This is a genomic window from Desulfoplanes formicivorans (genome assembly GCF_001748225.1).
Classification (GTDB): domain Bacteria; phylum Desulfobacterota; class Desulfovibrionia; order Desulfovibrionales; family Desulfomicrobiaceae; genus Desulfoplanes; species Desulfoplanes formicivorans.
The window spans coordinates 65,078-79,873 of the sequence record NZ_BDFE01000008.1 but is presented as its reverse complement, the minus strand read 5'-3'; the positions used below and the strand labels follow the sequence as shown (position 1 = coordinate 79,873).

Genomic DNA, 14,796 nt, shown 5'->3' with positions numbered 1-14,796 from the left:
GTGAAATAGCGTTGCATTTGAAAAGTTGAACCCTGTCGGACAAACGTCCCGCGCCCCATGAGGAATGATTTCTGTTCCCCCGCTGCACGAGACACAAGGAAACCACCATGTTTACCGGACTCATCCAGGCCGTTGGCACCATGCTGGCCATTGAGAACAAGGGCAGGGAAACGCGCCTGCGCATAGCCACCGATACCAGGATGCGACAATTCATTCCTGGCGAATCCATTGCGGTCAACGGGGTCTGCCTGACGGTTGAAATCTTTTCCACCGACTGGTTTTCTGTTTATGCCTCGGCCGAAACCATGTCCCGAACCAATTTGGGGGGACTACAGGTTGGCAGTTTGGTCAACCTGGAACGGGCTCTGGCCCTGGGTGATCGCCTGGGCGGGCACCTGGTTTCCGGCCATGTGGACTGTGTGGCAACGGTCAAGCAGATCAATCCGGCCGGTGAATCGCGCATCTTTACCCTTGAATTCGATCCCGAGCATTCTCCCCTGGTCATCCCCAAAGGGTCCGTGGCCCTGGACGGAATCAGCCTGACCGTCAATGATTGCGGAAAAGGATTCCTTACAGTAAACATCATCCCCGCCACCCAGAAGGAAACAACCATAGGAAAATGGCAACCGGGTACGGCCGTCAACATGGAAACCGATATCATCGGCAAATACGTCCGCAGCATGACCGCTTCCTGGACCGGCACGGACGAACATGAAGATTCGTCACGAATCAGCATGGAATTTCTCAGGCAAAACGGCTTTTAGAACAATCAGGCATATCTCTCAATAAATCTTCATACCAGTCCCCAAGGACATTCGAGGTTATCATATCATGTCCACGAAAACATGTTCCTGCTCCATTGAAGAAGCCCTGGAAGACATCAAACAGGGCAAGATGATCATCCTGGTCGATGATGAAGACCGGGAAAACGAAGGCGATCTGTGCCTTGCAGCCGAAAAAGTCACACCTGAAGCCATCAACTTCATGGCCACCCACGCCAGGGGCCTCATTTGTCTGGCTATGGCACCGGAACTTGTCGACAAGCTTCAGCTGCCCCTGATGACCCAGCGAAACACGTCCAAATTCGGAACCAACTTCACGGTTTCCATTGAGGCGGCCCAGGGAGTGACAACGGGCATCTCCGCCTATGATCGGGCCACCACCGTGCTTACGGCCGTTCAGGACGATGTTACCCCGGAAGACATTGCCACTCCCGGGCACATGTTCCCCCTGCGGGCCCGACCCGGCGGGGTTCTCGTTCGGGCGGGTCAGACCGAAGGAAGCGTTGATCTTGCCCGTCTCGCAGGGCTCAAACCCGCGGCCGTGATCTGCGAAATCATGCGCGAAGACGGCAACATGGCCAGACGCCCGGCCTTGGAAGAATTCGCAGCCAAGCACGACATGAAAATTGTCACCTGCGAAGACCTCATCAGATACCGCTCCAAATTCGACTCCCTGGTTTACCGGGTGAGCGAAGCCAAACTGCCCACCTGTTACGGAGAGTTCAGGGCCATTGCCTTTGAAAGCGACATTGACGACTACACCCACATCGCCCTGGTCAAGGGAGAGTGGGAAGAGGACGAACCCGTCATGGTCCGCGTCCACAGCGAATGTTTGACCGGGGACGTGTTCGGCTCCCTGCGTTGTGACTGCGGCGGTCAATTGCAGACAGCCATGCGCATGGTGGAGGCCGAGGGTAAGGGCGTCATTTTGTACATGCGGCAGGAAGGCCGGGGCATCGGACTGGGCAACAAGATCAAGGCGTACCATCTCCAGGATCAGGGCAGGGATACGGTCCAGGCCAACGAAGAACTCGGGTTTGCCCCGGATCTCAGGGATTACGGTATCGGCGCCCAGATCCTGGTCAACCTGGGCATCTCCAAGATGCGCCTTATGACCAACAACCCCAAGAAAATCATTGGGCTGGAAGGCTATGGTCTGGAAGTTGTCGAACGGGTGTCCATTGAGATCCCGCCGTGCACCGAAAACGAATTCTACCTGCTGACCAAGCAGGAAAAGATGGGCCATCTGCTCCATCTCAAGGAAAAGGCCGCAACAAGGAAGCAGCCCACCCAATCCAAATGACCCCAGAAATACGCAGCATCCGGAATGCATAACGGGAGTCAACCGCCTTTGGAACCACGGACCAAAAGCATCCAGACAACCAGCATGCGTCAACAGATACACGACAATTTACCCATTATCGGAGCTCATCATGCATCATATCACTACCATTGAAGGTCAGCTTGACGCCAAGGGACTCAAGTTCGCCATTGTGGCCGCCCGGTTCAACGACTTTATTGTGGATCGCCTGGTCGGCGGTGCCGTTGACTATATCCTCAGGAATGGCGGTTCACGGGACGATCTGACCATTGTCAGGATTCCCGGGGCCTTTGAAATGCCCCTAGTGGCCAAGAAGCTGGCCGCAAGCGGCAAGTACGACGGCATCATCTGCCTGGGTGCGGTCATCCGCGGAGCAACCCCGCATTTCGACTTTGTGGCTGCCGAAGCAGCCAAGGGCATTGCCCATGTCTGCCTGGACACCAATGTGCCCATTGGTTTCGGCGTCCTGACCACAGACAATCTGGAGCAGGCCATTGAGCGGGCCGGGAGCAAGGCCGGCAACAAGGGTGTGGAAGCTGCCGCAGCCACTCTGGAATCCATTCGCGTTCTGGAGCAGATTTAGACCATGGCTGGCAAAACTTCCCGGCGTAAGGAACGCCAATTTGCATTCCAGGTGCTGTATTCCGTCAATTTCGAAGACACGCCCCGCATGGACCGTGTGGACGCAACCTTTGCCAATTTTCTGGCAGCCGACACCCCGGACGACCAGACATCGGACATGTCCTTTGCCCGGAGCCTGGTTCATGGCGTGGTCACCCACATGGATGAACTGGACGCGACCATTGCCCGATTTTCCCGGCACTGGAAAATCTCGCGCATCGCCAACGTGGACCTGACCATTTTGCGGTTGGGCGTCTTTGAAATGCTGCACGTCCCGGATGTCCCTGTTCGGGTGGCCATCAACGAGGCCATCGAGCTGGCCAAGGATTTCGGTGACGACAACTCCAGAAACTTTATCAACGGCATTCTTGACGGTGTGGCCAAGAGTCTGACCAGGCAAGGCACTCCTCCCGACAAGGGCTGAGTCCAAAGGCGTGCATCCTGCAATTTCACGGCATGCACGCCCCTTGCAAATACATCACACCAACCCGCCACAGTCCTTTTTTTTCACGATACCACCCAAGGAACAAACATGTCTCTTTCTCACTACGATCCCGCAACCATCGAGAAAAAATGGCAGGAAATCTGGGAAACCAACCAGACATTCCATGTTGCAAATGTCAGCGACAAGCCCAAATACTATGTTTTGGAAATGTTTCCCTACCCTTCGGGACGCATCCACATGGGCCATGTGCGCAACTATTCCATCGGGGACGTGGTTGCGCGGTTCAAGCGGATGCAGGGATGCAATGTACTGCATCCCATGGGTTGGGACGCCTTTGGCCTGCCTGCGGAAAACGCGGCCATCAAGCACAAGACCCATCCTGCCAAATGGACCTTTGAAAACATTGATTACATGCGCACCCAGCTCAAACGGCTGGGATACTCCTATGACTGGACCAGGGAACTGGCCACCTGCCATCCCAAATACTACAAATGGGAACAGGCATTCTTCCTCAAACTTCTGGAAAAGGGACTGGTCTATCGGAAAAAGGCACCCGTCAACTGGTGTCCCTCCTGTCATACGGTTCTGGCCAACGAACAGGTGGAGGACGGGCTGTGCTGGCGATGCGATTCCGAGGTCGTGCACAAGGAGCTGTCCCAGTGGTTCCTCAAGATAACCGCCTATGCGGACGAACTCCTGGACTGTCTGGACAAGCTCGGCAAGGGATGGCCCGAACGGGTGCTGACCATGCAGCGCAACTGGATCGGCAAGAGCCACGGTATGGAGATCGACTTTGCCGTTGACGGCATGGACGAATCCATCACCGTGTTCACCACAAGGCAGGATACTCTGTTCGGGGCCACGTTCATGAGTCTGGCGCCTGAGCACCCCCTGGTGGACACCCTGATTGCGGGTAAACCCGAGGCCCGGGCCGTGCAGGAATTCAGGGACAAGGTGGACAAGATGGACCATATCGTGCGCACGGCCGAAGATCTGGAAAAGGAAGGATGCTTCACCGGAAGCTACTGCATCAATCCCGTCACCGGGATCAAGATGCCCATCTTTGTAGCCAATTTTGTCCTCATGGGCTATGGTACCGGCGCAGTCATGGCGGTTCCGGCCCATGACCAGAGGGATTTCGAATTTGCCCGCAAATACGATCTGCCCATCAAGGTGGTCATCCAGCCCAAAGATGAAACCCTTGACCCGGCCACCATGACCGAGGCTTATGCCGACCCGGGCTACCTGACCGCCTCGGGAGAATTCGACGGTCTTTTCAACGAAGAGGCCAAGGAAAAGATCGCCCAGACCCTGGACGCCAGGGGTATCGGCAAAAAGACCGTCAACTACCGTTTGCGGGACTGGAATATTTCCAGACAGCGGTTCTGGGGAGCTCCCATTCCCATTGTCTATTGCCCGGAATGCGGAGCCGTGCCGGTTGATCCGAAGGATCTGCCCGTGGAACTTCCCATGGACATCACCACCCGGGAGGACGGCAAGTCGCCCCTGCCGGACTATGCGCCCTTTGTGGAAACCACCTGCCCTCGATGCGGCAAACAGGCCCGCCGCGAAACCGACACCATGGATACCTTTGTGGAATCCTCCTGGTACTTTGCCAGGTATACGGACGCCCGAAGAACCGAGTCGGCCTTTGACCAGGAAGCCATCTCCTACTGGCTGCCTGTGGACCAGTACATCGGAGGGATCGAACATGCCATCCTGCACCTCCTGTATGCCCGATTCTGGGTCAAGGTACTGCGGGACATGGGAGAACTCCAGGGGGTGGACGAACCTTTCGAGAACCTGCTCACCCAGGGGATGGTCCTCAAGGACGGGGCCAAAATGTCCAAGTCCAAGGGCAATGTGGTTGATCCCAACAACCTCATCGAACAATATGGCGCGGACACCACGCGCCTGTTCTGCCTGTTTGCCGCGCCCCCGGAAAAGGATCTGGAATGGTCGGATGCCGGGGTGGAAGGAGCCCATCGGTTCCTGAACCGGCTCTGGCGACTCGTGGATGAACTTCTTCCCCTGCTGACACCTTGCGGGCCCACACGGTCCATGGACGGATTGACCTTGAGCAGCGAAGAAAAAGATCTGCGACGCAAGGAACATGAGACCGTGCTCAAGGCCACCACGGACATCCAGAACAAATTCCAGTTCAACACGGTCATTGCCGCGTCCATGGAACTGGTCAATCAGTTGTACAAGTCCAAGGAAACCATGAAGACCTCGGCCAACGGCCCCCTTCTGCTTTCCTCGGCCATCAGCTCGGTTCTGACCATTCTGGCTCCCATCACGCCTCACATCTGTGAAGAACTCTGGCAGGCCATGGGATATGAAACTCCCTTGTCGGAACAGCCCTGGCCCCATTATGATCCCAAGGCACTGTCCAAGGATGAAATCACCATCGTGGTCCAGGTCAACGGCAAACTCAGGGGCAGAATTGCCGTGCCTGCGGGGGCTTCAAAGCAATCGGTCCAAGAGGCGGCCCTGGCCGACCCCAATGTGGCCAAACACACCGCCGGCAAGACCATCCGCAAAATCATTGTCATCCCGGAGAAACTCGTCAATGTGGTCGTCAGTTAGAACTCTTGTTGTCTGGCTCGTGCTTGTCTGCTCCCTGGGGGGGTGCGGATACTCGTTGAGTGCCATGGCTCCCATTGAACTTCCCCGGGGCCAGACCCTTTTGTGCATAACCAAGTTCGAAAATCCGTCCACCGAATCCTGGCTTGAGCCTTCGCTTCGGGCGGAACTCCGGGACGAGTTCACCCGACGCGGTCAGGTCAGATGGGTCGGCAGGAACGAGGCCGAAACCCTGGTGACCATCCGGGTTCTTGGGTACTCGTCCTCAAGCACCCTCAAGGGATCGGACGACGAAACCGTGACATCGGCCATCCAGCTGCGTGTTGCCGTTGATATGTACAATGCCAACGATCACAACCTGATCTGGACATCGGGAACGATCTACGTGTCCCAATCCTTCAAGGGCGAATCCAACGAACAGGACGCCCGGGAAGATGCCGTTCGTCTTGCCGCGGAAAGAATTGCCGACCGTCTGGGACAGGCGTTTTAAAAGGCAGAAACCGGGAAACGTCCATTTCGAATCGACAACAAACCGTGCAGTCCGGCCAGGAGATACAGTGCTCCTGGCCGGAGGCACAATCACCCTCCGTCCATCATCTTTCCCCAACTGCCTCTCTCCCAACCATCAAACACCGGGAGCCGTCGTGATACACCCTTCTTCTCCCAGTTCCTCCCAAAACCAGCGTCCCGGTTTCAGTTTCTGTGTCTGTCCGGATCCCGAACGACTCAGGGAACATATTCGTCTCTGTCTGGAACACACCAAAACGGATTGGGAAAACAAGGTCTTTTGGGGCGATGAGGATATTTCCCCGGCCTTTTGGCAGGCCCTTTCCGTGCCCAACCTCATGGGTCCGCCACGGGCCCTGATCCTGCGCCGGGCCCACGGACTCAAGGTGGACTTCTGGAAGAGCCTGACGCCCCATCTCAAGGGATTCAAACAGTCCATCTGGCCATTTTTCTGCCTCGAAGGAGCCTGGTCCAAAAACAAGCCCGCCATTCCCAAGACCATTCAATCCCGCCCCTATTGGAAAGTAGCCACCCGAAAAAAATGGATCTGGCAGGATCCTGGCCTGACTCGCAGCAACCTTCCCGAAACGGTCAGGCGATGGGCCGGCAGCCGGCAGATCCAGTTTGAACCGGGCGTTCTCCAGGCCTTTTGCCATAATCTTCCCCTGGAGACATTTGCCCTGCACAATGAACTGGAAAAACTCTCCCTGCACCTGGGCACCCGCAAGACCGTCACCCTCTCCGACCTGACTCTGTTCGAACATCCCATGGACATGGACATGTTCACATTCCTGAGGTCCATCCAGGACAAGCGCCAATGCCTGCAGTCCTGGAAAAAAATCCTTGTTGACCAAGGCAGCACCGGATCGGATATGCTTTTTCCCTTTCTCGGCCTTTTGACATGGGAAACGCGGACCATGTGGCAGCTCGCTGCGGGCGAAGACAAGGCCGTCCGCCTGCCCCCATCCATCAAGTCCATGAAAAAAAACATGGCAACCCGTCTTGGCCTGATCAAACTGTCCCGAATCTTCGATCTTATTGCCGACGCCGAAACTTCGGTCAAATCCGGCCGTCAAACCCCGGATCAGGCCTTGGCATTCACGGTCCAGGAACTCATGCGTACGTTTTCCTGATTATTTCCCAACCCGGGGTTGCCCGGTTATGAATTCGTACCTATATGGAAAAGCGATCAAATAAGCCGCATTATCACAACCATCGTCAGCGCCTCAGGGAACGGTTTGCCCAAAACGCCACCGGAATGGCTGATTACGAAATTCTGGAACTCCTGCTCACCTATGCCATTCCGCGCAAGGACACCAAGCCCCAGGCAAAGGCATTGCTCCAGCGTTTTGGCACGCTGGCAGGCGTTTTCCAGGCCCGAAGATCACAGATCAGGTCCGTCCCGGGCATTGGTGAATCCACACTGCTCTTTTTCCGGGTTCTGGAAGAATGCCAGGCCAGGATCTCCCAGGCACCTCTGGTCCGCAAGACAGTCTTTTCCAATCCGGACGATGTCAGCAAAATGGCCATTGCACGCCTGGGCCGGTGTGAACATGAAGAATTCTGGACCATTTTGGTGGACAACAAAAACCGACTGCAGGCCTTTGAACAGGTGAGCAAGGGGACCATCGACCAGGCACCGGTCTTTCCAAGAGAGATCATAACCCTGGCCCTTGAGCATCGTTCATCAGGAGTCATCCTCGTCCACAACCATCCAGGCGGAGACCCCACACCGTCAGCTCAGGACATTATGCTGACCAACAGGTTGCAATCCCTGGGCAAGGAAATGGGTATACGAATTCTCGACCACCTGGTGGTAGCGGAAAACAGTCATTACAGCTTCATGGAACACGGTCTCATGGAAAAGGAAGCAAACCATTGAACTATGCCCTGTACTGGGATATGCAGGAAGAAACCAGGAAGAAACATTCATTGGTTCTCGATCGTCATAACCAAAAGGGGGAACACATGACAAAAAGCCTGCAGTGCATAGTTACAGGAAAGGTACAAGGCGTGAATTTCCGGGCCTGGACCCACGACCAGGCCAAAGCCCTGGGACTTACCGGCTGGGTCAGAAATCTCAAGGAAAACCAGGTCGAAGTCCTGCTTCAGGGGCCTGAAGACAAAATCGAAGAGATGAAAAAGCGGCTCATCCAGGGGTCCGAACTCAGCCGGATTGACAAACTTGACGCCAAATTCATCGATTATGACAAGCAGCATACGTCCTTTCAGATCAGAGGGTAATCCCTGCCGGACTGTACGACGTTGCTTCGCATGCACATGCCAGCAGGGCCTGCCTGCTCTCTGTTCGGGCAGGCAGGCCCGCACAACATGACATGATCGAACTGCACCCGCGGGAAAATACCTGAAGCGCGGTATGAGTGACCGCAACCCAGCGAACAATCCGTTTATGTACTCTGTACATCGCTTGAAGCCGGAGCTTCCAGTCATGCCTATCCCCTAAGGCAATGGAGTGAGCTAGGCGCACCACTTCTTCCACCATCCGACAATCATTTTGATCGAGGAGTACTCAATGAGTGATGAAAAAAAGGATACAACACCGACCACACCTGAACAAACAGGTGACAACGCCCCTGCGGATGTCGAGATGCTCGACAACGAAAATCAGGGAGAAGCGGATATCCCTACGTCCTTGCCAGTTCTGCCCGTACGGGACATTGTCGTTTTCAACTACATGATCCTCCCCTTGTACGTGGGGCGGGAAAAAAGCGTCCAGGCCATTGATGAGGCCCTGAACCGCAACAGGTATGTCCTCATCTGCACCCAGAAGGACGAAGAAGTGGACGACCCCGGGGCCGATGATCTTTACTCCGTGGGCACTGTGGGCATGATCATGCGCATGCTCAAAATGCCCGACGGCCGCCTCAAGGTGCTGGTCCAGGGTCTTGCAAGGGCTCGCGTCAAGGATTTCATCCGGCACGAGCCGTATGACGAAGCGCGCATCGAACTCATCGAAGAACGCGAAGTCTCTGAACTCGGCCCGGAACAGGAAGCCCTGTTGCGTACGGTCAAGGAACAGACGGAAAAAATTCTTTCCTTGCGCGGGATTGATACCAGCGAAATCATGGCGGTGCTGAACAGTGTCAACCAGCACGGCCGTCTGGCCGATCTTGTGGTCTCCAACCTGCGGATCAAACCCCTGGATGCCCAGAAAATCCTGGAATGCGAAGATCCCGTGGAACGCCTCATCTTGGTCAATGAACAATTGACCAAGGAAGTGGAAGTGGCTTCCATGCAGGCCAAAATCCAGAGCATGGCCAGGGAAGGCATGGACAAGGCCCAGCGGGAATATTTTCTGCGCGAACAACTCAAGGCCATCCGCAAGGAACTCGGCGATATGGGTGAAAACGGAGAAGGCGGCGAGTTTGACGACATCCGCAAGGCCCTTGACAAGGCAGGACTGCCGGCCAAGGTCAAAGCCGAGGCGGAAAAACAGCTTTCCCGCCTTGAAGGCATGCATCCTGATTCGTCCGAGGCCACGGTCATTCGCACCTATCTGGATTGGATCGTGGATATTCCCTGGAAAAAAATGTCCAAGGACCAGCTGGATATCAGCAAGGCCAACGCCATTTTGAACGAGGACCACTACGGTCTGGACAAGGTCAAGGAACGCATTCTGGAATACCTGAGCGTACGCAAACTCAACCCCAAAATGAAAGGGCCCATCCTTTGTTTCGTAGGCCCTCCCGGTGTGGGAAAGACCTCGTTGGGACGGTCCATTGCCAGGGCCCTGAATCGTAAATTCGTGCGCATGTCCCTGGGTGGAATGCGTGATGAAGCTGAAATCCGCGGGCACAGACGTACCTACATCGGGGCCATGCCCGGTCGGATCATCCAGGGAATGAAGGATGCCCAAACACGTAATCCCGTGTTCATGCTCGACGAAATCGACAAGGTCGGGCAGGACTTCCGGGGAGACCCCTCTTCGGCGCTGCTTGAGGTCCTTGATCCCGAACAGAACAACAGCTTCACGGACCACTATCTGAACGTACCCTATGATCTCTCCAAGACCATGTTCATCTGCACCGCCAACATGCTGGACACCATTCCCTCGGCCTTGCTCGATCGCATGGAGGTCATCCGGATCACCGGATACACCCAGCAGGAAAAGATCAAAATTGCCAAACGGTATTTGCTGCCCAGACAGATCAAGGAAAACGGGATCAAGCCGGAAGACATCCAGATAAGTGACACGGTCATTGGCAAGGTCATTCAGGAGTACACCCGGGAAGCGGGTCTGCGTAACCTGGAACGGGAACTGGGCGGGTTGTGCCGCAAGATTGCCCGCAAAATTGCCGAAGGCAAAAAAGGACCTTTCAGGATAACGGCCAAGGGTCTGACCAAACTGCTTGGGTTACCCAAATTCATGGACGAGGACCGCGACAAGGAACTTCCTCCTGGTGTGGCTGTGGGCCTTGCCTGGACACCGTATGGGGGTGAAACCCTGTACATTGAGGTGAGCATCCTTCCTGGCAAGGGCAAGCTGTTGCTGACCGGTCAACTGGGTGACGTGATGAAGGAAAGCGCCCAGGCGGCCCTGAGTTATGCCCGGAGCAAGGCCGAAGAACTTGGACTTGATGCCGATTTTGTGGAGAAAAAGGACATTCACATTCACGTCCCGGCCGGGGCAACCCCCAAGGATGGTCCTTCAGCTGGTGTGACCCTGGTCACGGCGCTCATCTCCGCCCTCACGGGCAAACAGGTGCGCAGTGACGTGGCCATGACCGGAGAAATCACCCTGCGCGGTCGGGTCATGCCGGTGGGCGGGATCAAGGAAAAAGTTCTGGCTGCCGTTGGTGCGGGACTGACCAAGGTGATCATCCCTGCCCAGAATGAAAACGATTTCAAGGAAATCCCCCAGGAACTCCGGCGCAAGATTCAGGTCAAGGTTGTTGAAAACATCGATGAAATCTGGCCTGAAGTGCATGTGGAGTAAACCCCGGCAGGGACGAGAAGCAAGGTGGAAGAATGACCGCAACATCCCGCTTTCGCCATCTAGCACATGATCCGGGACGCTGAAGAAGTTCTCTGTCTTTGCAACCGTTGCTTGCCCATATTCCTACAACAAGGCGCAGCAAGGGGAATCATCCCCTTGCCGCGCCTTTATCATCTTGCCCATCCTGTTCACCAGATGCAGATCATTGCACCATCCGAAAGAACATCCCTGCTCTGCCTTGGGAACCGTGTACTGAACACATTCTTCCCTATTCATCCTCCCATGACGTCGCATCCTTGCTGATCTCCCGATACAGATCGGCCAACAGAACCACACCGAGAATCCTGTCCCCATCCTGAACAATGGCCCGGCCACGGCGGTAGTCCAGAAATATTTCCAAAATCCTGGCCAACGGCTCGTTGGGGTTGATCCGGGGAACGTCCACCTGCATGAAATTCCTGATCTCCACCTGGGCACAGGTCACGCAGGCATGCTTGAAGGCCTCGTCCCAGTTCACATCCCGCTCCCCCAGGCTCATGCTCTTGAGCAAACACGGGCCAATGGCCTGGATGATGTTCCACATGGAAAGGACCCCTTTGAATTGCTTGCGGTCCTTGGACAATACCACAACAAAATTGTTGTCAGGATACTCCTTGCGGCTCTCCTTGAGAGCCTTGATGACGCTGGTCAGGCTGGCGTCCTCGGTAACTGCGGGATATTCTTCCCGCATGATATCCCAAGCTCGTTTACGAAGTAGCATGATTCCCCCTTGTACAGGTTGTGCAACGGTCGCCATGGCGTGGTCCCGTCTTGTGTGCATGACAACTTGCGTTTGCCTCAATCGAAATCGGCCAGCAATCCGCCGATATGCATGGTCTCGGTCAGGGAGACCTGCTGGTATTTCTTGCGGATTTTCCACAGGGCCTGCTGGAGCTGATCGTTGGTGATCCCATTGCGTGTGGCCGTATAGGCTTCGATGAACGCGGCCAGATCATCACAGATCTTGAGCATGAATCCATCCTTGGGATCACAGTCATCGTTATTATAGATTGTTTGAAGCTGATCCCACTCCACCTCACGCGTGTCGCCTTCCAGACAGATGGTCGAGGCAAACTCGGAACCGACATCCACCCCGAGAAAATATTTCAATCGGCGGGAAAGCTCGAAATAGCCACCCTGTTCCAGGGTACGAAATATCTTGGAGTCCAGCTCCTTGAATTCATACTCCTTGATCAGATCTCCGATGCGTTTGACCGAGCTCTTGACCGGAGAAATGATGTCCCTGGTCAAGAGCTCCGGAACATCATGGAAAAGACCGGCAAAAAAATTGTTCACCCGCCTGGCCTTGCACCCGCCGACCATCAGGGTAAAAAAATACCCGTAACAGGCAACAATAAACATGTGCCCAAGGACAGCCGTTTCCGGGATGCGCGGTGTCTGGGACCAGCGCTGCTGGAAACGGAGCTGACCGCAAAGCTGGGCAAATCTTCCAAGAGAGGCTTTGTTCCCCTGCATGAGTTCACGCACCCCGATCAGATCCTGAAACCCCTCAATACCTTGAATAAAATTGGCCTCGATCTCGTCCATTTCCTCATCCTTGGGATTGAGATCCTTGATGAGGTGAAATTCCCACTGGCTCGCCAAAAGATGGGCGGCATCAAGAATTCTGCTGGCCAGATCATCACGGGATGCTCCATCCGCATAATACTCGCGCATACCTTTCCAAAAGGGATCTCCAAGGGACTGCAATCGGGGCTTGAGCTGCTCGAGAACCCATTGGGTCAACTGCTGGTAGTGGGCGGGATTGGCCTTGATCTGGTAAAACACGGGCGGCTTGATGTCCGTGATCACCAACCGGTACAAATAATCGTACATGCCGCCCAAAACAATCTTGTCACCGAGATCGATAAAGTCCTTGCGGTCAAGATCCGACCCGTTGAGCATGTACAGCATCCAGGCCATGATCATCTTGTGGGCCTGCTTGTCCACCTCCATGAGCTCCATGGGACGCATCTTGTCGTTCCACCGTCTCATGGATGTTCCTGAAAAAACAAGTTGTAACAAACTCTTGCGTATACCGGGCATGGTTAAAGCCTCGCTTGGACGGTCCCCCGGCAACATTTCCGGCCATCCTGCGGGGAACCACCTGTTTGTAGTTATTATAAGTATACGAAAGCTATAAAAAAATCGCAAGAAGAACAACCATGTTTTCTTTCTTGAATTTTCAGAACAAAACCAGTATCAGCATGCATGCTTCTAGAATGAATCTTTCCCACGATTCCCCAGTTGGTTACCCAAGTCCTTAACTGAACGAAGCTGGTTGTCGAACGAACGACAACCAGATATCATCCACTCCTCCCAGCATCTGGCTGGGCAACGACCTGCAGGGCATCCCGAGGATATCGGCCGTTTTGCTTGACATATTCAGGGAAATGACCTAGCTGGTCTCTTTTCAGTTTGTCACAGGAGCTCATGTAATGAAGACATATAGTCCCAAAGCAAGTGAATTGCAGCATAATTGGTATGTTGTCGACGCTACGGACAAGATCCTTGGTCGTCTGGCAACAGAAGTGGCCGTGTATTTGAGAGGCAAGCACAAACCCGAATTCGCCCCTCACATGGACAACGGCGATTTCGTGGTGGTTGTCAACGCCGACAAGATCAAGGTAACCGGGCACAAGCTTACCCAAAAAAAATACTACCGCCACTCGGGATATCCCGGAGGTCTCAAGGAAACCGATCTGCGTACCCTTCTTGAATCCAAGCCGGAACGGGTCATTGAACACGCGGTCAAGGGCATGCTTCCCAAAAATGCGCTGGGGCGGGCCATGTTCAAAAAGCTCAAGATCTATGCCGGTCCTGATCATCCCCACGCAGCCCAGAAACCAGCTACCCTTGATATCTAAAAATCCTGCACTTCGGAGAATACAATGAGTCAAGATTTCTTTTACGGCACAGGACGTCGGAAAAGTTCCGTCTCCCGGACCAGACTGTACACAGGCAGCGGCCAGATCATCATCAACGGCCGTTCCATTGATGACTATTTCCCCAGAGCCACCCTGCAACTGATCATCCGTCAGCCTCTCAAGCTGACCAAAACCCTGGACAAGTTCGATATCAAGATCCGTGTTGCAGGCGGCGGCCTTACCGGCCAGGCCCAGGCTGTTCGTCATGGCATCAGCCGAGCCCTGCTCGACTATGACCCCGAGTTGCGTCCCGCCCTGAAAAAGGCCGGGTTCCTGACACGAGACCCCAGGAAAAAGGAAAGAAAGAAGTACGGTCTGCGCGGCGCCCGTGCACGCTTCCAGTATTCCAAGCGTTAATTCGCCACGACTGTCATTTCGTATGTACACAAAAGGCAGGGCACGCGTGCCCTGCCTTTTGTCGTTCACAGACCCGTCCGGCAAGCTGCATCAACATTCCATCAGGTTTCAAGACAACACTGGTTTGGGGATAGCTTGCGCCCAAAGACATGGAACCTCACTGCTCACTTCGGGAAGGATGCCATCCCGGGGCTGCACCATGCATCTGGCAGCCGGAATAAGGACTGCAGACGTTGTCCACGAATCGCACATCC

14 protein-coding genes are annotated in these 14,796 nt (G+C 54.9%); 12 read left to right on the top strand and 2 right to left on the bottom strand.

Annotated features, from left to right (window positions below):
* The first annotated feature begins 107 nt into the window (after positions 1–107).
* From DPF_RS02995 to lon, 10 genes are all read left to right on the top strand, one after another.
* A complete protein-coding gene (locus tag DPF_RS02995; RefSeq protein ID WP_069857388.1) occupies positions 108–764 on the top strand; it encodes a riboflavin synthase in 657 nt (218 codons plus the stop codon).
* Positions 765–831: 67 nt separating this feature from the next.
* Positions 832–2,085 (top strand): bifunctional 3,4-dihydroxy-2-butanone-4-phosphate synthase/GTP cyclohydrolase II, encoded by a 1,254-nt coding sequence (locus tag DPF_RS02990; RefSeq protein WP_069857387.1) that lies wholly within the window; start codon positions 832–834, stop codon positions 2,083–2,085.
* A 130-nt stretch (positions 2,086–2,215) separates the two neighbouring features.
* Positions 2,216–2,686 (top strand): 6,7-dimethyl-8-ribityllumazine synthase, encoded by a 471-nt coding sequence (ribH, locus tag DPF_RS02985; RefSeq protein ID WP_069857386.1) that lies wholly within the window; start codon positions 2,216–2,218, stop codon positions 2,684–2,686.
* Positions 2,687–2,689: 3 nt separating this feature from the next.
* Positions 2,690–3,148 (top strand): transcription antitermination factor NusB, encoded by a 459-nt coding sequence (gene nusB / locus DPF_RS02980; protein ID WP_069857385.1) that lies wholly within the window; start codon positions 2,690–2,692, stop codon positions 3,146–3,148.
* A gap of 108 nt (positions 3,149–3,256) precedes the next feature.
* Positions 3,257–5,758 (top strand): leucine--tRNA ligase, encoded by a 2,502-nt coding sequence (gene leuS, locus DPF_RS02975; RefSeq protein ID WP_069857384.1) that lies wholly within the window; start codon positions 3,257–3,259, stop codon positions 5,756–5,758.
* Positions 5,742–6,245: an LPS assembly lipoprotein LptE gene (lptE, locus tag DPF_RS02970; RefSeq protein ID WP_176724146.1), complete on the top strand. Its 504-nt coding sequence runs from the start codon at positions 5,742–5,744 to the stop codon at positions 6,243–6,245. The genes leuS and lptE overlap by 17 nt, the downstream gene beginning before the upstream one ends.
* A 154-nt stretch (positions 6,246–6,399) precedes the next feature.
* Entirely contained in the window at positions 6,400–7,395 is a 996-nt protein-coding gene (locus DPF_RS02965; RefSeq protein ID WP_141721045.1) for a DNA polymerase III subunit delta, read from the top strand.
* Between the two features lie 44 nt (positions 7,396–7,439).
* Positions 7,440–8,144 carry a RadC family protein gene (gene radC / locus DPF_RS02960; RefSeq protein ID WP_069857382.1) on the top strand — a complete coding sequence of 235 codons (705 nt, stop codon included), beginning with the start codon at positions 7,440–7,442 and terminating at the stop codon, positions 8,142–8,144.
* A gap of 86 nt (positions 8,145–8,230) precedes the next feature.
* A complete protein-coding gene (locus DPF_RS02955) occupies positions 8,231–8,506 on the top strand; it encodes an acylphosphatase (RefSeq protein ID WP_069857549.1) in 276 nt (91 codons plus the stop codon).
* A 289-nt stretch (positions 8,507–8,795) separates the two neighbouring features.
* The gene (gene lon / locus DPF_RS02950; protein ID WP_069857381.1) at positions 8,796–11,219 is read left to right on the top strand and encodes an endopeptidase La; all 2,424 of its coding nucleotides are present in this window, start codon (positions 8,796–8,798) and stop codon (positions 11,217–11,219) included.
* Between the two features lie 268 nt (positions 11,220–11,487).
* On the opposite strand, the gene DPF_RS02945 is transcribed toward lon, so the two are convergent.
* Both DPF_RS02945 and DPF_RS02940 read right to left on the bottom strand, forming a co-directional pair.
* Positions 11,488–11,979: a CBS domain-containing protein gene (locus DPF_RS02945; RefSeq protein ID WP_069857380.1), complete on the bottom strand. Its 492-nt coding sequence runs from the start codon at positions 11,977–11,979 to the stop codon at positions 11,488–11,490.
* 77 nt (positions 11,980–12,056) lie between these two features.
* Positions 12,057–13,304: an HD domain-containing protein gene (locus DPF_RS02940; RefSeq protein WP_069857548.1), complete on the bottom strand. Its 1,248-nt coding sequence runs from the start codon at positions 13,302–13,304 to the stop codon at positions 12,057–12,059.
* Positions 13,305–13,696: 392 nt separating this feature from the next.
* On the opposite strand from DPF_RS02940, the gene rplM reads away from it, so the two are divergent.
* Entirely contained in the window at positions 13,697–14,125 is a 429-nt protein-coding gene (gene rplM, locus DPF_RS02935) for a 50S ribosomal protein L13 (RefSeq protein WP_069857379.1), read from the top strand.
* Positions 14,126–14,149: 24 nt separating this feature from the next.
* Positions 14,150–14,542 (top strand): 30S ribosomal protein S9, encoded by a 393-nt coding sequence (gene rpsI, locus DPF_RS02930; protein WP_069857378.1) that lies wholly within the window; start codon positions 14,150–14,152, stop codon positions 14,540–14,542.
* Positions 14,543–14,796 lie beyond the last annotated feature (254 nt).

Excerpts from the sequence above, each read along its gene's own strand:
- DPF_RS02995 (WP_069857388.1), top strand. The coding sequence starts at position 108 with ATGTTTACCGGACTCATCCAGGCCGTTGGCACCATGCTGGCCATTGAG.
- DPF_RS02990 (WP_069857387.1), top strand. The coding sequence starts at position 832 with ATGTCCACGAAAACATGTTCCTGCTCCATTGAAGAAGCCCTGGAAGAC.
- ribH (WP_069857386.1), top strand. The coding sequence starts at position 2,216 with ATGCATCATATCACTACCATTGAAGGTCAGCTTGACGCCAAGGGACTC.
- nusB (WP_069857385.1), top strand. The coding sequence starts at position 2,690 with ATGGCTGGCAAAACTTCCCGGCGTAAGGAACGCCAATTTGCATTCCAG.
- leuS (WP_069857384.1), top strand. The coding sequence starts at position 3,257 with ATGTCTCTTTCTCACTACGATCCCGCAACCATCGAGAAAAAATGGCAG.
- lptE (WP_176724146.1), top strand. The coding sequence starts at position 5,742 with ATGTGGTCGTCAGTTAGAACTCTTGTTGTCTGGCTCGTGCTTGTCTGC.
- radC (WP_069857382.1), top strand. The coding sequence starts at position 7,440 with ATGGAAAAGCGATCAAATAAGCCGCATTATCACAACCATCGTCAGCGC.
- DPF_RS02955 (WP_069857549.1), top strand. The coding sequence starts at position 8,231 with ATGACAAAAAGCCTGCAGTGCATAGTTACAGGAAAGGTACAAGGCGTG.
- lon (WP_069857381.1), top strand. The coding sequence starts at position 8,796 with ATGAGTGATGAAAAAAAGGATACAACACCGACCACACCTGAACAAACA.
- DPF_RS02945 (WP_069857380.1), bottom strand. The coding sequence starts at position 11,979 with ATGCTACTTCGTAAACGAGCTTGGGATATCATGCGGGAAGAATATCCC.
- DPF_RS02940 (WP_069857548.1), bottom strand. The coding sequence starts at position 13,304 with ATGCCCGGTATACGCAAGAGTTTGTTACAACTTGTTTTTTCAGGAACA.
- rplM (WP_069857379.1), top strand. The coding sequence starts at position 13,697 with ATGAAGACATATAGTCCCAAAGCAAGTGAATTGCAGCATAATTGGTAT.
- rpsI (WP_069857378.1), top strand. The coding sequence starts at position 14,150 with ATGAGTCAAGATTTCTTTTACGGCACAGGACGTCGGAAAAGTTCCGTC.